This window comes from Myceligenerans halotolerans, assembly GCF_054782975.1.
The window spans coordinates 1-19,121 of record NZ_BAAGRL010000033.1; the positions used below are offsets into that span (position 1 = coordinate 1).

16 protein-coding genes are annotated in these 19,121 nt (G+C 70.2%); 10 read left to right on the forward strand and 6 right to left on the reverse strand.

Translation table 11 applies throughout. The features are described 5' to 3' along the window. The coding region (locus ACYVK5_RS19550; protein ID WP_460707645.1) for a hypothetical protein at positions 1–1,098 on the reverse strand (1,098 nt) is incomplete at its 3' end. Positions 1,099–1,644: 546 nt separating this feature from the next. Here ACYVK5_RS19550 and ACYVK5_RS19555 point away from each other — a divergent pair. Then, positions 1,645–2,253, forward strand: a complete 609-nt coding sequence (locus ACYVK5_RS19555; RefSeq protein WP_460707646.1) for a TetR/AcrR family transcriptional regulator — start codon at positions 1,645–1,647, stop codon at positions 2,251–2,253. Beyond that, on the forward strand, positions 2,250–3,413 hold the full coding sequence (locus ACYVK5_RS19560; protein WP_460707647.1) for an FAD-dependent monooxygenase: 1,164 nt from the start codon (positions 2,250–2,252) through the stop codon (positions 3,411–3,413). The genes ACYVK5_RS19555 and ACYVK5_RS19560 overlap by 4 nt, the downstream gene beginning before the upstream one ends. A 26-nt stretch (positions 3,414–3,439) precedes the next feature. Here the strand turns inward: ACYVK5_RS19560 and ACYVK5_RS19565 are convergent, their stop codons facing one another. Then, positions 3,440–3,631 (reverse strand): DUF4236 domain-containing protein, encoded by a 192-nt coding sequence (locus ACYVK5_RS19565; RefSeq protein WP_123813808.1) that lies wholly within the window; start codon positions 3,629–3,631, stop codon positions 3,440–3,442. Between the two features lie 289 nt (positions 3,632–3,920). Here ACYVK5_RS19565 and dnaG point away from each other — a divergent pair, with 289 nt between their 5' ends. The 3 genes from dnaG (at position 3,921) to ACYVK5_RS19580 (ending at position 6,832) form a co-directional block, all read left to right on the forward strand. Further along, positions 3,921–5,903 carry a DNA primase gene (gene dnaG / locus ACYVK5_RS19570; RefSeq protein WP_460707648.1) on the forward strand — a complete coding sequence of 661 codons (1,983 nt, stop codon included), beginning with the start codon at positions 3,921–3,923 and terminating at the stop codon, positions 5,901–5,903. A gap of 270 nt (positions 5,904–6,173) precedes the next feature. After that, on the forward strand, positions 6,174–6,443 hold the full coding sequence (locus ACYVK5_RS19575; RefSeq protein WP_460707649.1) for a hypothetical protein: 270 nt from the start codon (positions 6,174–6,176) through the stop codon (positions 6,441–6,443). Next, positions 6,440–6,832: a PIN domain-containing protein gene (locus tag ACYVK5_RS19580; RefSeq protein WP_460707650.1), complete on the forward strand. Its 393-nt coding sequence runs from the start codon at positions 6,440–6,442 to the stop codon at positions 6,830–6,832. The genes ACYVK5_RS19575 and ACYVK5_RS19580 overlap by 4 nt, the downstream gene beginning before the upstream one ends. A 209-nt stretch (positions 6,833–7,041) precedes the next feature. Here ACYVK5_RS19580 and ACYVK5_RS19585 read toward each other — a convergent pair whose 3' ends face one another. From ACYVK5_RS19585 to ACYVK5_RS19595, 3 genes are all read right to left on the reverse strand, one after another. Beyond that, positions 7,042–7,968, reverse strand: coding sequence for a sugar ABC transporter permease (locus tag ACYVK5_RS19585; protein WP_460707651.1), 927 nt, complete (start codon positions 7,966–7,968; stop codon positions 7,042–7,044). Continuing rightward, entirely contained in the window at positions 7,965–9,551 is a 1,587-nt protein-coding gene (locus ACYVK5_RS19590) for an ABC transporter permease subunit (RefSeq protein WP_460707652.1), read from the reverse strand. Before ACYVK5_RS19590 ends, ACYVK5_RS19585 begins: the two co-directional genes overlap by 4 nt. 170 nt (positions 9,552–9,721) lie before the next feature. Next, complete coding sequence (locus ACYVK5_RS19595; protein WP_460707653.1) at positions 9,722–11,002, reverse strand: sugar ABC transporter substrate-binding protein; 1,281 nt, start codon at positions 11,000–11,002, stop codon at positions 9,722–9,724. Positions 11,003–11,271: 269 nt separating this feature from the next. Between ACYVK5_RS19595 and ACYVK5_RS19600 the strand changes: the two genes are divergently transcribed. The 5 genes from ACYVK5_RS19600 (at position 11,272) to ACYVK5_RS19620 (ending at position 17,195) form a co-directional block, all read left to right on the forward strand. Then, the gene (locus ACYVK5_RS19600) at positions 11,272–12,318 is read left to right on the forward strand and encodes a LacI family DNA-binding transcriptional regulator (RefSeq protein ID WP_460707654.1); all 1,047 of its coding nucleotides are present in this window, start codon (positions 11,272–11,274) and stop codon (positions 12,316–12,318) included. A gap of 155 nt (positions 12,319–12,473) precedes the next feature. Then, positions 12,474–14,234, forward strand: coding sequence for a glycoside hydrolase family 13 protein (locus ACYVK5_RS19605; protein WP_460707655.1), 1,761 nt, complete (start codon positions 12,474–12,476; stop codon positions 14,232–14,234). Between the two features lie 308 nt (positions 14,235–14,542). Continuing rightward, complete coding sequence (locus tag ACYVK5_RS19610) at positions 14,543–15,178, forward strand: hypothetical protein (protein WP_460707656.1); 636 nt, start codon at positions 14,543–14,545, stop codon at positions 15,176–15,178. Then, on the forward strand, positions 15,175–16,779 hold the full coding sequence (locus ACYVK5_RS19615) for a hypothetical protein (protein WP_460707657.1): 1,605 nt from the start codon (positions 15,175–15,177) through the stop codon (positions 16,777–16,779). The genes ACYVK5_RS19610 and ACYVK5_RS19615 overlap by 4 nt, the downstream gene beginning before the upstream one ends. A gap of 2 nt (positions 16,780–16,781) precedes the next feature. Next, positions 16,782–17,195 (forward strand): hypothetical protein, encoded by a 414-nt coding sequence (locus ACYVK5_RS19620; protein WP_460707658.1) that lies wholly within the window; start codon positions 16,782–16,784, stop codon positions 17,193–17,195. Between the two features lie 160 nt (positions 17,196–17,355). On the opposite strand, the gene ACYVK5_RS19625 is transcribed toward ACYVK5_RS19620, so the two are convergent. Continuing rightward, on the reverse strand, positions 17,356–19,089 hold the full coding sequence (locus ACYVK5_RS19625; RefSeq protein WP_460707659.1) for a carbohydrate-binding module family 20 domain-containing protein: 1,734 nt from the start codon (positions 19,087–19,089) through the stop codon (positions 17,356–17,358). Positions 19,090–19,121 lie beyond the last annotated feature (32 nt).

A 19,121-nucleotide genomic window follows, 5' to 3' on the forward strand; every position in this document is an offset into this window, starting at 1 on the left:
ACCCTCCGGGTCCGCCATGTACATGATCGCGCCATCCTCCGGAAGCATGATCGTCGGCGCAGTCAGCTCACCCTCCACACACTCGGCCTGCGTCACCATCGGATCCTGCGGCACCACGATCTCGTCACACTCGACCTCTTCGAGCACGACGACGAACTCCGCCTCGGTATCCGAGGTCTGCTCCCAACCCTCCGGCAGCTCACCCCACACGTGACCCTCGGTCAGCGTCGCGGTCACCGTGACCTCCTGACCCGGCTCATACGGACCCTCCGGATCAGCGACGTACATGATCGCGCCATCCTCCGGAAGCATGACCGTCGGCTCAGTCGGCTCACCCTCCACACACTCGGCCTGCGTCACCAACGGATCCTCCGGCACCACGGCGACGAGGACGGCATTCGCGAACAGGGGCACGGTCTGCATGCCCTGGCCGGTCTCGCCGCATTCACCCGCGCCCGCGTCCAGGCAGACCTGGATCCCCAGGTTGGAGGCATGGAGGTTGCCGTTGATCGTGCCGGGCGGGATGCCGCACGTCAGGGTGGCGTGGTACTCGACCACGATGGTCTCCCCCGCCTCGACGTCGTCGATGGTGGAGGCGAGAACGAGTTCCCCGTCGGTCCATGTCCCCGAGGCCATCGTGCCCATGATCGTTTCCTCGCCGTCCGAGGACCATGAGGAGTCGTCCATGGCGAGGAACGCCGTGACCTCGGTGATGCCGACCTGGTCGTTGTTGCCGAACCGGGTCTCGAACTCGGCCGTGACCGTGACCTCGGACTCGCCGAGGGGCGCGTCCTCGGCCACGGGGATGACCTGGAAGTACACGATGGTGTCGCCGCATTCGAAGAAGCGGTTCTGCGTGTTGCTCGTCAGCTGGGTCTGTACGTTCGAGGTGTCCGCGCCCGACGGGTCCGCGGTGGTGTACGTGTCCGGATGCGCGGCCCGGAAGATCGGCTGGTCGATGTCGCCGGCCGCAGGCCCGGGGCCCTCGGTGTCGTCGGCGGAAGCAGGTCCCGCGCCGAGCCCGCCGACGAGCAACGCCGCCCCGGTCAGTACCGCGGCGGTACGCGCTGACCTCCGGGTGAGTCGCATGAGTTTCATCTTTCGCTCCTCTCAGCACTTCTGAAGTCCTGGTGCTCATGAGTGGAATGGATTCCGTGAATCGACAAGGATCTGATGCGTGAAAAAACTGGACAGAATCCTCGCCATCGGCAGGCTAACAACGGAATGCGCCGACCGCAGGAGCGGCCTGACAACCCCGACGGGCCGCGGAATCACGGGGATCCGCAGGGGTCAGGATGGGCAACGATCCACCCCGCCTTTTTGCCGGAAAATGATGGGCGAAAACACCCACACATCTCGAAAGAATGATTGACAATTCATCGATCGACCCGTCGCATCGGACCTGCTCAGTGCATATTCCCTCGCGATACCACCCCGCGCCCAGCCGTGCGCACCGCCGTGCACACCGGCGCGCGCCCTGCCCTGCGCGCCCCTGCGCGCCCCTGCGCGCCCCTGCGCGCCCCTGCGCGCCCCTGCGCGCCCCTGCGCGCCGAGCCGGTGCACGCCGAGATGCTCCCTTGCCACTCCCCCGTGAGCGCGCTACAGTTTGGGCAGTTGCCCAAGTCGATCGCCCAAGGAGCAGGAATGACCTCACGGACGAGTGCCGACCGAGGGCGCGCGGTGCGCGCGCAGCTGCTCGCGGCCGCGCGCGAGCTCGTCAGCGAGATCGGGTGGAACGCGGTCAGCACCCGGAACCTCGCGGAGCGGGCCGGGGTGCACGCGGGCCTGGTGCACTACCACTTCGAGTCCTTACCGGCGCTGCTGCGCCAGGCCACGATCGAAGGGATGCGCGCCACGCTCGACGAGTCCGCCGCGTGGTTGTCGCAGGCCGACACCCCGGCCGACGGGATCGAGGCGCTCCTGACCGGTCTCGACCGGTACGCGGCCGACGACGCCGCCTCCCTCCTCTTCGTCGAGGCGTACCTCGCCGCCACCCGGGATCCCCTGCTGCGCACGCAGATGACCGATCTCATGCTCGGCTTCCGCCGCGCCCTCACCGCGGCGCTGGAACACGCCGGTCACCCCGCGCCCGAGGCGACGGCGGTCGTCGTCCTCGCCACGCTCGACGGCTTCATGCTGCACAAGGGCCTGGACCCCGAACTCTCGGCCGCGACGATCGCGCCGGTGCTACGACAGCTCGCCGGGGCCGGCGTCGGCCAGGAACCGGCCGGACCGGAAGGAGAACACGAATGAGGGCAATCATCTGCGGAGCCGGCATCACCGGCCTGACCGCGGCCGCCCGGCTCCACCGTCACGGGTGGGACGTGGTCGTCGTCGACTCGGCGCCAGGGCCACGCGAGCAGGGGTACATGATCGACTTCTTCGGCCCGGGATTCCAGGCCGTCACGGCCATGGAGCTGCTGCCGCAGCTGCGCGAGGCCGCCAGCCCCGTCGACGAGCTCCGGTACGTCGACGGAGACGGCCGCACGACGGTCGGCGTCGACTACTCCCGGTTCACCAAGGCGCTCGACGGCGAGATCGTCAGCATCATGCGCCCCGCGCTCGAGCGGATGCTGCGAGAGACGCTGCCCGGCGGCGTCGACCTGCGCTACGGCACCACGATCGAGCGTATCAGCGACGACGAGGTCGAGCTGTCGGACGGCACGGTAACGGCCGCGGACCTCGTGGTCGGAGCGGACGGCATCCACTCGCGGGTCCGGTCGCTCGTGTTCGGGCCCGAGCAGGAGTACCTACGGCCCCTCGGGATGCACACCGGCGCCTACGTCTTCACGGATCCCGAGATGCACCGGCGGGTACGCCGGCAGTTCGTGCTCACCGAGTCGCTGAACCGCCAGATGGGGCTCTACGGGATCGGCGACGACCAGGTCGCCGTGTTCGCCGTGCACCGCACGCCGGACGTGCGCCTCCCGGCTGATCTGCGCCGGACGCTGCAGCACGAGTACGCGGGGCTGGGCGACCTCGCCGACCGCGCCCTGGCCCACTGCCCGCCGTCGGACGAGATCTACTACGACCTGGTCGCGCAGATCGACACGCCGCGGTGGCACGCGGGCCGTGTCGTGCTGATCGGCGACGCCGCCCACGCCGTGTCACTGGTCGCCGGGCAGGGCGCCTCGCTCGGCGTTGCGGGCGCGTACGTGCTGGCCGAGCGGCTGAGCCGGGCGAGCACCGTGGCCGAGGGACTGGCGGACCACGAACGCCTCTGGCGTCCGATGGTCGCCGGGATCCAGGTGAACGCCAGGGATCGCGCGGCCGACTGGTTCGTCCCCGAGACGACGACGAAGCTGCTGCTGCGCCGCTGGGGATTCCGTGCGATGCGGCTGCCCGGCCTCGACAAGATCCTCGTGGGGCCGCTGTTCCCGAAGAACCGGACCATCGCGGAACTGGTGGACTGACGCCCACCGGCCCGCGTGGCCCGAGGTCACTTCGAGTTGCTGTACCAGCTCAGGCCCCCCGGCAGGTTCAGCGAGTGCTTCTTCGTCCGCGAGTTCCACGTCCAGAAGCCGAGCTTGATGCTCATCGACGACAGGCCCTTCTGGGTGATGTTGAACTTCAACGGCCCCAGCGACAGCCGCTTGCGGTACCGGAGGTTGCCTCCGCCGAGCTTGACCATTCTCTCCCTCTCCAGCAAAAAACCGCGGGCCGGTACGCCCGCGACCGAACTCTGGGCAAAGAGTATCGAACACGTGTAGTCCGACAAATCCAAGTTTGACGAAGCGTGGCGCGCGACGGTCCTGCGCTCGTGCCGTCGTCGCGCCCGCCCCCCGTCGTCGCGCCCGCCTCCCGTCGTCGTACGCCGTGGTGGGCGCGCCAGGCGCGGCGGTCCACCGCCGGACCTCCCCCGGCAGCGCCGCCTGTGGACGGTGCCCGCCCCTCCCCCGCCCGCGCATAGACTCACGTGCGTGGCGGGGATCATCAGGCGCGAGGACGTGGACGAGGTACGCGAGCGCGCGCGTATCGAAGAGGTGATCTCGGCCCACGTCACCCTCAAGCCCGCCGGCGTGGGATCGCTCAAGGGCCTGTGCCCGTTCCACGACGAGCGCTCCCCCAGCTTCAACGTGCGCCCCAGCGTCGGGCGCTACCACTGCTTCGGTTGCGGCGAGGGCGGGGACGTCTTCACCTTCCTCATGAAGATGGACGGCATGGGCTTCGCCGAGGCAGTGGAGCACCTTGCCGCCAAGGTCGGCGTCCAGCTGCGCTACGAGGACGGCGGACCGACCCGGCCTCGCGAGGAGCCCGGCAAGCGGCAGCGGCTGCTCGACGCTCATCGCGTCGCCCAGGAGTTCTACGCGGAGCAGCTCATGGCGCCCGGCGCCGCGGCCGCCCGCCGGCTCCTCGCGGAGCGCAGCTTCGAGCGCGCGGACGCAGAGCACTTCGGCGTCGGCTTCGCGCCCCAGGGGTGGGACAACCTGTCGCGCCACCTGCAGGCACGCGGCTACACGCGGGAGGAACTGATCGCCGCCGGCCTGGTCAGCCAGGGACAGCGCGGCGTGTACGACCGCTTCCGCGGCCGCGTGGTCTGGCCCATCCGCGACGTCACGGGCGGCGTAATCGGGTTCGGCGCCCGCAAGCTGTTCGACGACGACAACGGCCCCAAGTACCTCAACACCCCCGAGACGCCGCTCTACAAGAAGTCCCAGGTGCTGTACGGGATCGACCTGGCCAAGCGCGAGATCGCCCAGCACAAGCAGGTCGTCATCGTCGAGGGATACACCGACGTCATGGCGGCACACCTGTCAGGGGTGACGACGGCGGTCGCGACGTGCGGCACCGCGTTCGGCGCGGAGCACGCGCGCGTCATCCGGCGCCTCATGGGCGACACGGCCGCCGGCGGCGGCATGCAACTCCGGTCCGGAACCACGCTCGGCGGCAAGGTCATCTTCACGTTCGACGGCGACGAGGCCGGCCAGAAGGCCGCCATGCGCGCCTTCGGCGAGGACCAGCGCTTCTACGCACAGACCTTCGTCGCCGTGGCCGACGACGGCATGGACCCCTGCGACCTGCGCGTGGCCAACGGCCCCGAGGCCGTCAAGGCCCTGGTGGAGAAGCCCACACCGCTGTTCCAGTTCGTCATCGAGACCGACCTGAAGGACTTCGACCTCGGCACCGCCGAGGGACGCGTCGGAGCGCTCCGCAAGGCCGCGCCCCGCGTCGCCGGGATGCGCGACACCGCCCTGCGGCCCGAGTACGCGCGCATGCTCGCCGGCTGGCTCGGCATGGACGAACGCACCGTCGCGCAGGAGGTCAAGCGGGCCGCGAGCGCGCCGTCGCAGCGTGATGTGCCGCAGCAGCGCCCGGGCGGCCCGGCGTCGGACAGTGGCCGTGGGGGTCGCGGGGGTCCTGGCGGCCGCGCCGGAGACGGCTCCGGTGACGGGGCGGACGCCGCACCGCCGTCGGGCATCCGCGCTCCGGATCCGCGCGACCCGGTGGCACGCGCCGAACGGCTGGCGCTCGCCGTCGTGCTCCAGTACCCGCAGCACGTGCCGGAGACGTTCGACGAACTGGGGCCCGATGCGTTCCTGACGCCCGCGTGGCGGATGGTCCACGAGTCCGTCATCGCGGCGGGCGGCGCGGTGACCGGGAAGGCGGTCGGCCCGGCCGCGTGGGTCGACGAGGTGCTGGACCGCGCCCCGGAAGCGGTCGCCCCGACCGTCACGGAGCTCGCCGTCGTGAACCTCCCCGAGGACCGGGAAGCCGCGGTCCCGGGCTTCGTCGAGGGTGTGGTCCGCGGCCTGGTCGACATGGGCCTGAACCGCCGCATCGCCGAGGCCCGCAGCCGCCTGCAGCGCCTGGACCCGGCCGCCGACTTCGAGGCGTACCAGGCGGCCTTCGCGGAACTGACGAAGATCGAGGGAGCACGCCGCGCCCTCCGCGAGACCGCCTGAGGTCTCCCACCGACCGATGGCCGATCCGGGGCACAAGAGGGCCCGCGGGGAGGCTGTCAATTCCTTTTGAGATCACACCCTCCTCCGATTGACAGCCCAAAGCCCTCTAGGCGTAGCGTTCCCCGCATTCGTGGAACAGCCAGTTCCAGGATTCCTTGCGGGCCGAACCCGGCCCGCTCCATCAAGCAGGGAGCACTCATGACCACAGCAGTACTCGGTCGCGCCCTCATAGGTGTAGACGCACGTCTACGTGCGCTCTACGATGCCTTCATGAGGACCGTCGGCACGCGCGAGCTGAAGCAGAACCCCCAGGCCGTGATCCAGCGTGTGCTGGAGACCGGCGAGGACCACGAGATCACCGCCTACGGGCAGCCCACGGGCGTCGTCCTGGTACGGCGCGAACCCCGGCCGAAGCGCTGGGTCCGCGGCTCCGAGATGCCTGAGATCACACCGATGAGCCGTGAGGACCGCGAAGCCTGGAAGCGGGACATCGACGTATGGGAGAAGGAAGAGCTCGTCGACCCCTGGGAGCGCCGATGATCCTGCTCGACACGAACATCCTCATCGACTACGACGACTACGAGTTCGACACGGACGAGCAGCAGGCGGCGAGCATTCTCTCCCGAGCCGAACTGGAGTTCGGTATCCGCTCGGCGAGCAGCCCACATCTGGCGGCTCTCAGGACGCGTAGGCTCAACGAGTTCGATACGGCTTACGACTGGGTGCCGTTCGATCTCGACTGCACGCGCTCATACGGCATGATCGCGGCACAGGCCACGACCCGAGGGGCGAAACTTCGCGGCAAGGACTCGCTCATCGCAGCGCAGGCACTCCGGCACGGCGCAACACTGATGACAGCCAACCGGGCCGACTTCAGGCCATTCGAGCACCTGATCGAGGTCATCGACCCGGTCCGCCGCGAGAACTGACCTGTCGGGCCCTGACCCGCGGCCTCCGCTCGCGGTCAGTCCTCGCTCGGTCAACCCGTCCTGAGGCCGGTCCTTCGTCGAGTGATCGGCAGTTCAATCTGCCGATCACTCGACGAAGGACCGATCGAGCCGCTGGTCGGTCATCCCATGACCGACCAGCGGCCGGAAGCCGGAGCGCCGCGGCACGCCAATGCACCGGGGGGGAGCACTCAACCCTTGACCGAGCCCGCCGTCAGACCGCCCACGATGTACTTCTGGAGCAGCAGGAACAGCACCACCACCGGCACCGCCGCGAGGACCGCGCCCGCCGAGAACAGGCCCCAGGGCGCGTTGCGCTCGTCGGACGCCCACTGGTACAGGCCCACCGCGAGCGTCAACCGGTCCGGGCTCTGCAGCACCGTCTTGGCGATGATGAACTCGCCGAACGTCCCGATGAAGCTGAGCAGCCCCACCACCGCGAGGATCGGCGACACCAGGCGCAGGATGATGGTCCAGAAGATCTGGGCGTGGCCCGCGCCGTCGATCTTCGCGGCCTCGTCGATCTCCCGCGGCACGGTGTTGAAGAACCCGTACATGAGGAACGTGTTCACCCCGAGCGCACCGCCCAGGTACACCGCGATGAGGGCGAGGGTCGAGTTGGTCCCCAGCACCGGGATCACGTCCCCGATGGTGAGCAGCACCAGGAAGATCGCCACGACTGCCAGCATCTGGGGGAACATCTGCACCAGGAGCAGGGTGGTCAGGGCGGCGCGACGCCCCGAGAAGCGGAAGCGGCTGAACGCGTACGCCGCCGCCCCGCCCATGAGCACGGTCCCGATCGCGGTCGTGGTGGCGATGACGAACGAGTTGACGAACCAGCGCCAGTAGCGCGACTCGAACAGCTCGGCGTAGTTGTTCCAGCCCACCTCGCTGAACAGCCGGTTCGACCCGGTGAACGTCCCTGACGGGTTGAGCGACGCCGAGATCACGTACAGCAGCGGGACCACGCAGATCACGACCATCACGATCCCGACCAGGTGCCGCCAGCCCACCTCGGCCCACCAGCGCGAGCCGCGCGGGCCGACGTCGTGCCGGATCCGGTACCGCTCCTCGCGGGCCGCGCCCTCGCTGGGCGCGGACTTGGTCAGAACGCTCACAGTTCCTCCAGGGTCCGGGTGCGGCGGAAGCCGAGCCAGGAGATGAGGCCGACGATCACGAAGATCAGCAGCGACACCGCGCTGGCCAGTCCGTACTGCTTGACGCCCGAGTCGAACGCGACGGAGTACACCATCGAGATGAGGATGTCCGTGTGCCCCACGAGCACGGGCGCGCCCTCGAAGTGCGGCCCGCCGCCGGTCAGCATGTAGATCAGCGCGAAGTTGTTGAAGTTGAACGCGAACGCCGAGATCAGCAGCGGCGCCGTCGACACCATGAGCAGCGGCAGCACGATCGACCGGATCGCCCGCCACCGACTCGCGCCGTCCACGCGCGCCGACTCGAGGACGTCGCCCGGGATCGACTGCAGCGCGCCCGTGGTGACGAGGAACATGTACGGGAAACCCAGCCAGAGGTTCACGGCCAGGACCGAGACCTTGGCGAGCCACGGGTCGGTGAGCCACGGGATCTCCGCCCCGCCGAGCAGCACCTCGTTGACCCAGCCGAACTTCTCGTTGAGCATCCCCCGCCACACGAGCGTCGCCAGGAAGGCGGGGAAGGCGTACGGCAGGATCAGCAGCGACCGGTAGACCTTGCGTCCCTTGACGCGCGGGTCGTTGAACACCATCGCGAGGAACAGCCCCAGCGCGAAGGTGGTGATCACCGACAGCCCGGCGAACACGAACGTCCACACGAGCACCTGGAAGAACGGGCCGGCGAGCCGGCCCTCGGTGAAGATCGCGGTGAAGTTCTCGAAGCCCACGCCGACGCGCCAGCCCGGGGTGAGCGCTTCTCCGTCGGCGGACACGAAGGAGCCGTGGTCGTCCGGCGTGTAGGTGGCGCCGGTGTTCACGTCGGTGAAGGTGTCGGCGGCGGCGGCGTACACGAGGACCGGCGCGGCGACGAAGCCGAGGGAGCCGTCCTGGGTCCGCAGGCCGCCGTCGGACGGGTCGTCGGAGAAGGGCACGCGCAGCTCGGTGATCTCGGCCGAACGCGACACGAGTTCCGCGAACTCGAGAGTGGTCCAGCCGTCGACGGCGGTCACGCGGGCGCCGTCGTCGGCCCCGGAAGCGGGCGCCAGCGGCGTCCCGGCGTCGCCGACGACGATCTCGCCGTCCCGCAGGATCGCGAACCCGAGTTCGCCGCCCTGCTCCACCACCGTCAGCGGGAACGTCGCGGACCCCTCCACGCGCCGCTCGTTCTGCGCGGAGATCGCGGCGACGGCGTCCTCCTTGGTGGAGTTGTGGCCGTCGCCGTAGTTGGTGAACGCCACGTACGCGGTGTACAGCATGACGAACAGCTGGAACGCCAGCAGCAGCACCAGCCCGGGGTACAGGTACTTCGCCGGGAGCATCCGGCGGGAGAAGTACACCCAGTCCGCGGCGGCGACGGCGAGCGCCAGGAACGCCGCCACACCCCACGAGCCCACCATGACGGCGGTCCAGACCCCGTACAGGCCCAGCGCGTTCACCGCCGCCATGAGCACGATCTTCACGTACCAGCCGGGCCCCGTGCGGCGGGCATGGGAGTCGCTCCCTCGCCTGCGGCGCGTGTCGGCCGGGCCTCCGAGCGAAACCTCGGTCATCGTCGCCTCTCCGTCTCATCCGCGGTGGCGCCTGCCGCGGCTGGGGGCCGGGGCAGGCGCTACCGCTCACGTTGTGGTTCCGCGTCGTCGGCCGTCGGGCGTGTCCGACGGCGTCCTCGGCGTCCGCTTCGGGCGCGGGCCTCGGCCCGCGCCCTCCGCCGCACCGGTCGTCAGCCGTCGATGGCTCCCTGGATGTTGTCGACCATCGCGTTCCAGGACTTGGCGGGGTCCGTGGCCTTGCCCTGGATGAGCTCGACCTCGGTCACGCCCCAGAACTGCCACACGGAGCCCATCTCGGGGATGGAGGGCATGGGGGCGGTGCCCGCGGCTTCGGAGAACTGCCGCATGATCTCGTCGTCGACCTGGCCGGCGGCCTCGGTCGAGGCGGGGGCGCGGCCGCCGGCCTCGGCGAGGCGCAGCTGCACGTCGGCGGAGCCGAGGTAGTTGGTGACGAAGTCGTTGGCGACGAGTGCGTTCTCGGTCTTGGCGCTGATGAACGCGCCCTGCACGCCGACGAACGGCTCGGCGGGCTCGCCGCCGGCGCTCGGGACGGGGAGCACGGAGATGCTCATGTCGGCGCCCGTGAACTCGGCGGCGTACCAGGGGCCCGTGACCATGTAGGGGGTCTTGCCGTCGAGGAAGAGCTGCTTGGCCTTCTCGCCGTCGATCGCGGGGTCGAGGACGCCCTGGTCGCCGAGGTCGCCGAGGTACTCGGCGAACGCGTCTCCGGCGTCGCCGCCGAGCGCGAGTTCGGGGCTGTAGGAGCCGTCCGCGTTCTGCTCGAAGACGGGGGCGCCGAACGAGGTCTGCAGCGGGTAGAGGTGGTAGGCGTCGCCCTCGTCGCCCTGCTGGATGACGACCGGGTAGTCGGCGCCGGTGTCGTCGTTCTGCGCGACCAGGTCGTCGAAGGTTCCCGGCGTGTCGGAGACGAGGTCGTCGTTGCGGACCAGGGCGATGTTCTCGACCGCGTAGGGCACGCCGTAGACGGCGCCGTCGTAGGTGAACGCGGCGATCGACACGTCGGAGAAGCCCGCCGCGCTGTCGCCGAGCTCGATGGGCTGGACGACGCCGTTGGTGACGAACTCGCCGGTCCAGTCGTGGGCGCCGACGACGATGTCCGGTCCCTCACCGGTCGGGACCTGCTGGACGAACTCCTCGCGGATGTCGCCCGATGCCTTCTGCACGACCTCCATCTCGATGCCGCGCTCGTCCGAGTAGTCCTCGGCGAGCTCGGTGAAGATGTCGATCCGGGTCTCGTCGACCCACACCGTCAGGCTGCCCTCGAGCTCGGGCGCCGCTGCCGATTCCTCGGCCGCCGGCTCCTCGCCGCCCGAGCACGCGGCCAGCGCCAGCGTTGCCGTGACGGCGGTGGCCGCCGTCAGGATGCTCCGTCGCATCGGTACTCCCAGTAGGTTCACGGCCATGACCTCGTGGTCGCTGACCTGGTTCATGTCCGACGGCGTCGTGCCCGGCGCGTCCGCGCCGGCTCCCGCCGGCCTCCGTGAGGCCGGCCGCCCTCGGTCCGACGGTGCTGACCGTAGATGCGTTGCAACGTGTTGTGCAAGTTCTTGCGATAAAGTTTCAGCATCGGTGTGCGGACGCGCCGGTCACGACCTCGCGCGAACCCGCCCCGTCGCTGGACGATGTCCGGCGACACCTCGGACCAGTTCGACGACGAAACGGCGACACGATGCGGACGACCAGTACGACGACACACGCGATGTCACCTAGGCTTCCTCTCGTGCGCACCCGACTCTCCGACCTCGCGGCCCAGGCCGGCGTGTCCACGGCGACGGTCTCCCGCGTGCTCAACGGCAAGCCGGGTGTCGCCGGCGAGACCCGGCAGGCCGTGCTGACCGCCCTCGACGTGCTCGGCTACGAGCGCCCGGCGGCGCTGCGTGCGCGTCCCGCGGGGCTGGTCGGCCTCGTGGTGCCGGAGCTCTCGAACCCGGTGTTTCCCGCGTTCGCGCAGGCCATCGAGTCACAGCTGACCGAGCACGGGTACACGCCGCTGCTGTGCACCCAGTCCCCCGGCGGCACCACCGAGGACGAGTACGTCGAGACGCTCCTCGACCACGCCGTGGACGGGATCGTGTTCGCGTCGGGCAAGCACGCCGACATGCGTGCGTCCCGCGAGCGGTACCAGCGGCTGCGCGGCCGCGGGATGCCGATCGTCCTCGTCAACGGGTACGCCGAGGGGATCGACGCGCCGTTCGTCTCCCCCGACGACGCCGCCAGCATCGAGCTGTCGGTGCGTCACCTGGTCTCGCTGGGGCACCGCAGGATCGGGCTCGCGATCGGGCCGGACCGGTTCGTGCCCGCGCGGCGGAAGATCGACGCGTTCTGCGCCGAAGTGGTCGCCCACGGGCTGGCCGACAGCGCCGAGGAGGTCAGGAAGCGGCACATCGTTGGCACGCTGTACACGCTGGAGGGCGGGCAGGCCGCCGCGAGCGAACTCATCGCCGCAGGTCACACGGGGATCGTCACGGGGTCGGACCTCATGGCGCTCGGCGCGATCCGTGCCGCCAGGCAGCGCGGCCTGTCCGTGCCTGGCGACGTGTCCGTGGTCGGGTACGACGACTCCCCGCTCGTGGCGTTCACCGACCCGCCGCTGACCACGGTGCGCCAGCCCGTGACCGACATGGCCCGTGCGGCGGTCTCCGCCCTGCTCACCGAGATCCACGGGGAGCGCGCGCCGCGCACGGAGCTGCTCTTCACGCCCGAGCTCGTGGTGCGCGGGTCGACGGGCGCGGCTCCCGTCGCGTAGGTCACGGCCCCGACGGGGCGTAGATCACTGCCCCGACAGGCGAATCGGCTGTACGCTCCCTGCAACGTGCTGCAACAATCTTGCAGTGGCGTCGTGCCCAGACCGACGCGAGCAGGCCCAGACGACATTCCCGACTTCTCGAGGACGATTCATCGATGACTCGCACCGAACTCCCCGCCGTTTCCCTCGCCGGCGGCGACCAGGTCCACGCCCCCGCCCCGGGCACCGAGTGGTGGCGTGACGCCGTCATCTACCAGGTGTACCCGCGCTCGTTCGCCGACGGGAACGGCGACGGGATGGGTGACCTGCCCGGCATCACGGCCCGGCTCGACCACCTGGCGACGCTCGGCATCGACGCAGTCTGGCTCAGCCCGTTCTACCGCTCTCCGCAGAAGGACGCGGGATACGACGTGACCGACTACCGGCAGATCGACCCGCTGTTCGGCACGCTCGATGACTTCGACGCGATGCGCACCCGCGCGCACGAGCTCGGCCTGCGCGTCATCGTCGACCTCGTCCCGAACCACAGCTCCGACCAGCACGTCTGGTTCCAGGAGGCCCTCGCCGCCCCGGCCGGTTCCCCGGCACGCGACCGCTACATGTTCCGCGACGGCAAGGGCTCCGACGGCGCCCAGCCGCCGAACAACTGGCGGTCGATCTTCGGCGGCCCCGCGTGGACGCGGCTCGAGCCCGCCGACGACGACGGACCGGCCGGCCCGCAGTGGTACCTGCACCTGTTCGACTCCTCGCAGCCGGACCTGAACTGGCAGAACCCGGAGGTCCGTGCCGAGTTCGAGGACGTGCTGCGGTTCTGGCTGGACCGGGGCGTGGACGGCTTCCGCGTCGACGTCGCGCACGGCATGGTCAAGGAGGACGGCCTGCCCGACTGGGGCGGCAAGGTCGCCATGGTCGAGGGCTCGGACGCGGCGGACCAGGCGGAGACCACCGGCGCCCCCGGCGGCTCGAACGAGGGCCCGATGTTCGACCAGGAGGGCGTGCACGAGATCTACCGCGCCTGGCACAAGGTGCTCGCCGAGTACGTCGGCGACCGCTGCCTCGTCGCCGAGGCCTGGGTCAGCCCGATGTCCCGCCTCGCACGGTACGTCCGCGACGACGAGATGCAGCAGGCGTTCAACTTCGCGTTCCTCACCACGAAGTGGGACGCGGCGGGGATCCGCGGCGTCATCGCCGAGTCGCTCGAGACCATGGACGCCGTCGGCGCCCCCACCACCTGGGTGCTGTCGAACCACGACGTCGTGCGGCACGCGTCGCGCCTCGGCCTCGACAGGATGGCCGACGGCCCGATGAACGGCATCGGCCCCGAGGACCCGCAGCCCGACGCCGAGCTCGGCCTGCGCCGCGCCCGTGCGGCCACCCTGCTCATGCTCGGCCTGCCCGGCTCCGCGTACCTGTACCAGGGCGAGGAGCTCGGGCTGCCCGACCACACGACGCTGCCCGACGACGTCCGCCAGGACCCTGCCTTCTTCCGCACCCAGGGCGCCGAGACCGGCCGCGACGGCTGCCGCATCCCGCTGCCCTGGGAGGCGGACCGGCCCGGCCTGGGCTTCGGCTCGTCGGAGGCGACGTGGCTCCCCCAGCCCGGCTCCTACCGCGCACTGGCCGCGGACCAGCAGTACGGCGTCGACGGCTCGACGTTCGAGATGTACCGCGCCGCGCTCGGCGTGCGCCGGGCCGAGCGCCTCGGCCAGGGCGGACTCGCCTGGGTGGCCGGGTACGAGCACGCGAAGGACGTGGTCGCGCTCCGCGTGGCCGACGTCGTCGTCCTCACGAACCTGGGGAAGACGCCGGTCGCGCTGCCCGGGGACGCCGAGGTCCTGATCGCCTCGGGCCCGCTGGCCACGTCGCCGGAGGGCACGGGCCTCCCGACGGACACGACGGTCTGGCTCCGCGCCTGACCTGCCGGCGGGCGCGGCCCGGCCCCGCGCCTGCCGCGCCCGCACGGCTGCACGTTTCGGCCCTGGCTGAAAGGCCGGTCCGTCCTGCCCGGCGATGACGCGCCCCCGGTGAACGTCGCACCGGCGGTTCCGACGCCGGGAAATCCTTGGAAACCCGGGCCTCGGACGCCGTGTCGCACACCCGCGCGGCTCTCCGCGACCCGCGCAATGGGGATTTCTTCCCCTCCGACTTCCGTAGCGCTCTCGCCGGACGCTGGCTAGGTTCGCCCCGAAATAGGGCGATATCCATCCGGCGAGAGGCTCTGAAGATGCCCGGCTCCAGGACCCTGCGGGTCGAGACCGAGGAATGGCGGCAACTGCAACGTGCCGCACGTGCGGGTGCGACGGACGGCGTGGCCGGGGTCTTCGCGGACCATCTGGACGCCCCCGTCAGAGCGCTGGTGGTGACGACGGCCGGGGATCGTGGCGTGCGCTCCCGGCTGACGATGGTCGGCGGGCAGACGGTGATCGCGGCGCAGCGCATCGCGTCGGTCGAGGGCGAGGTCCGGGCGGAGCCCGGCGCGCAGTTCACGTTCACCGGTCCCGACGAACTGTGGCAGTCGCTCGCCCGGACCCTGCCGGACACGGAGCTGCTGCGTGCGCCGGCGTCGGCGGCCGTGGACGACGACGAGCCCCTGACCCTGGCGTTCGAGGACGCGCAGGAGCTCCTGGGCCGCGAGGAGTGCAACCTGCGCGTGCAGGTCGAGGCCTGGCGTGGCGGCGACGTCCCGGTGATGGTGTGGGGCCGCCTGTGGTCGGTGGCCGACGGCCGACTGATCGACGTACGGATCGACGGCGACGACCTGAGGCTCGTCGCCCGTCCCGCGGGCTCCGTCGCGAAGGAGCTGCGGTGGGCCCTGACCGGGGCCATCGACGCCACCGCCCGGGTGGGGACGGCCGGATGAGCGACAACCTGTGGGGCCAGGACATCGAGCAGGTCCGGGAGCTGTCCCGGACGTTCGAGCGATCCGCCCAGAACCTGGAGTCCGCCCGTCAGCTCGTCGACGGTGTCGTGTTCGGCTTCGACGGCTGGGGCCCGAACGTCGACCAGATGCGCGACCTGTGGTCGAGCGACCTCGCCCCGTCCCTGACCCTCGCGGCGGACGCCCTGCGGGGTGCGGGCGACAAGGCCGCGCAGAACGCCGACGACCAGCAGGACACCACCGACTCGGACGGCGGCGGCGCCTTCGCGGGGGCGACCGCCACGGGCTCGGTCCAGGCCGAGAGCCCTTTCGCGGGCGTGACGGCGGAGATCTCCGGCGAGGCCGACGACGGCGGCGGTGTGCTCGACTGGTTCGGCGACCGCCTCGACGACGCCGGGGACGGGATCGACTGGCTGGGCGGCCAGGTGTCCGACGGCGCCGGCTGGATCACCGATCAGGCGTCCGACCTCGGGGACTGGATCACGGACACGGCGTCGGACGCCGGGGACTGGATCACGGACACGGCCTCCGACATCGGCGACGGGCTCGCGGACGCCGGATCGACGATCGGGGACAGCTTCAGCAACCTCGGGGATGCGGGTGGTCTGTTCTGGGACGCCACCGGCGGCTCGATCCTCGACGGCGAGTGGCCCCGCACGACCGAGGTGATCGCCTCCGGACTGATGCTCGAAGGGGCCTGGGTCGACACCCTCATCACGGCCGGCACCGGCGGCATGGTGGACCTGAACCTGTTCGACGACGGCGATCCGTACGCGGGCGAGCCGCAGCCGGTCGACGAGAACGACGTCACCGTCCCGCATGAGCTCGACGACATCACGCAGAGCGTCACCGACGCGTACCAGGCGGGCGACGGCAACGTCCGCATCACGACCATCGACACGCCGGACGGGCCGCGCGTCATCGTCAGCGTCCCGGGAACGGAACCCTGGACTCCCGGAACGGGCGACATTCCCAACGACCTGGCGGGGAACCTCATCACGGCGGGCGGCGGCACCTCCTCGATGACGGAGGCGGTCGAGCTGGCGATGCAGAACGCGGACATCCCTCCGGGCGCCGAGGTCCTGATGGTGGGCCACTCGCAGGGCGGTATGACCGTGGCCGACCTGCTCTCGGACTCCGACTTCGTGTCCGAGTACAACGTGACGAACGCGATCACGCTCGGCGCGCCGATCGACAGCGATCACATCGACCCGAGCGTCAGCGTGCTGGAGATGCAGCACGAGTACGACGCGGTGCCTGCCCTCGACATGGGTGACGGTCTTTACAACCCGGCCGCCCCGCTGATCCCGATCCCGAGCGGGTCCGAGCAGGCCGGCCAGAACCACACCGAGGTCACGTTCGACAGTCCTGACGGCGTCGCTCCGTACGATGTGCTGGGCAACCATTCGCACGAGAAGTACACGGATTCGATCGCCGAGGCGACCGACCCGAACCCGGACAACCCGGCCTACGATCCCGCAGTCGCCGCCTACCAGCAGCAGCTCATCGAAGCCGGCTTCCTCGGCGAGAACAACGACTCGCAGACGAGTGCCGTCGACATCCAGCTCGGGAGGACCCACTGACCATGACACGACACGGACGCGTGCCTGCCACGGCGGCCTTGGTCGCCGGCGTCGCTCTCGCCGTCGGCGGATGCGCCTCGACGTCGTCGCTCCAGGACTGCGAGGAGGCTTTCGAGTCCGCCGCACTGAGCGTGGCAGGCGTCTCGGCGGCCGAGTTCACCTGCACCGAGTCGTTCGGCAATCCGCAGCAGGAAGGCAGGGTGACCCTCGCCGCAGAAACTTCGGACCAGGCGCTGACGATCCTCGACGAGGTGCTCCGGGCCTACGCGTCGTCGGCCGACCTGGAGAACTCGACGGTCGCGTACGTCAACTACGTGACCGAGGACGCCGCGATCGATGTGCATCCGGCCGACCTCGGCTTCAACGGGAACCCGAGCCTCAGGGATATTCGCGAGCACTACGGCATCGAGCCGTAGCGCGACCGGACGCCGGGACCCGAGCCCTCTCCCGCGATCGCGAGGTGGACGTTCACAGCAGGTGTCGGTGTGGTCGGTCCTTCTGTGAGTGATCGGCAGATTCAAGTGCCGATCACTCACAGAAGGACCGATCACACCGACCCACGTGCCTCGTGCGGCGCTACTTCCAGGTGTCGTTCAGGGTGAGGGAGCCGTCCGCGCCGACCGTGGCGGTGCGGTTCCCCCCGCTCTCCCAGGTCACGTTCCCGCTCTCGTCGATCTTCACGTACTTGTACTCGAACGTGGTGCCGGCCGGGAGGTCAACCGTGCCGGTCCAGGTCGGGTACGAGGCGGCCGACAGCGCGACGCCGTTCGCCGGCGTCCAGGACCCGAGCTCGGGCCGGTCGCCCACCACGTAGACGTTCTGGCCCCACACGGTCTCGGCGTACACCGCGACGGAGACGTCACCGTCCTCCGGCGACGGCGACGGAGACGGCGAGCTGCCCGACGTCGCGCCCACGTGCACGGCGAGCGAACCGTACGCCGGCAGCGTCGCACTCAACTGACCCGACCCGTCCACCGTCAGCGTGACCGAGCAGTCCGAGGAAGCCACGACATCGCAGTACGTCCCCGCCGGGAGCGAGGTCTGGTAGGTCCGGCTCACGGACGAGCCGGTGTTGTTGATCGCGACGTAGCCGCTCTGGCCGCGGCCGTAGCCGATGTTGTTGTTGCCGTCGTCCCACCAGTTCGTCACGCCGGTGCCGGCGACCTCGTTGTGGAAGCCCACCATGCCCTGGATCTCGGTCCGGCGCTGGGTGCAGGTGAACACGCCGTCGCAGTTCGCGTCGGGCACGGTGGTGTCGGTGGATCCGGGCACGCCGGCATTGTGGTCGGAGAACTCGTATCCCGAGTAGACGGTGGGCGACCCGTACGGCCAGGACAGCATGAACGTGTTGGCCAGCAGGTACTTGGCGCCCCACTGGTAGTTCATCGTCTCGCCGTTGCGCTCGGTGTCGTGGTTGTCGACGAACACGCTCGCGACGTCGCTCGGCAGCTTGTTGTCGCCGATGTAGCGCAGGTTCTTGATCTGGCCGTCGAAGTCGCTCCTGAGCTGGCGGCCGTAGTCGAACTCGTGCACGTCGCCGTTGCCCGTGTACTCGGACGGCTGGATCGGCTCGCCGGCGGCGCCGATGACCTCCTGGACCCAGAACGACCCGGAGGACTGCGCCTTGATCGCGGCGAGATCCTCCGCGGGCATGTGCTTGGCCGCGTCGATGCGGAAGCCGTCGACGCCGAGCGAGGTCAGGTCGTCCAGGTAGTCCGCGAGCCGGGCGCGCACGTAGTCGGAGCCGGTGCGCAGGTCCTGCAGGCTCACCAGGCGGCAGTTCTGCACCTCCCAGCGGTCGCCGTAGTCGGTGATGTCGGTCCTGCAGTCGTTGAAGTCCGGGGCGGAGTAGATGCCGGGGAAGGAGTCCTGCTCGTAGGTGCTGCCTGCGACGCCGGACCCGGAGTCCGCGGCCATGTGGTTCACGACGGCGTCCGCGATGACGCCGACGCCGGCCGAGTGGCAGGCGTCCACCATCGCCGCGAACTCGGCGCGCGTGCCGAGCTTGGACTCGATCTGGTACGACACCGGCTGGTAGGAGGTCCACCACTGGGTGCCGGTGACGTGCTCGCTGGGCGGGGACACCTGAACGTAGCCGAAGCCGACGGGTCCGATGGTGCTGGTGCATTCCGCGGCCACGGAGTCCCACGTCCACTGGAAGAGGTTGAGGATCACGTCCCTGTCGCCGCGCGGCGGCGTACTGGCGGCCGCGTCCTTGGAGGTGACGGTGAGAAGGCCCAGCGTGGCCATGGTCGCGAGGGCCGCGACCAGTGCTGTGAGAAGGGCGAACAACGGAGTTCGGCGCGTCATTGCGTCTCCCGGGGTAGTACTGATCTGGTGTG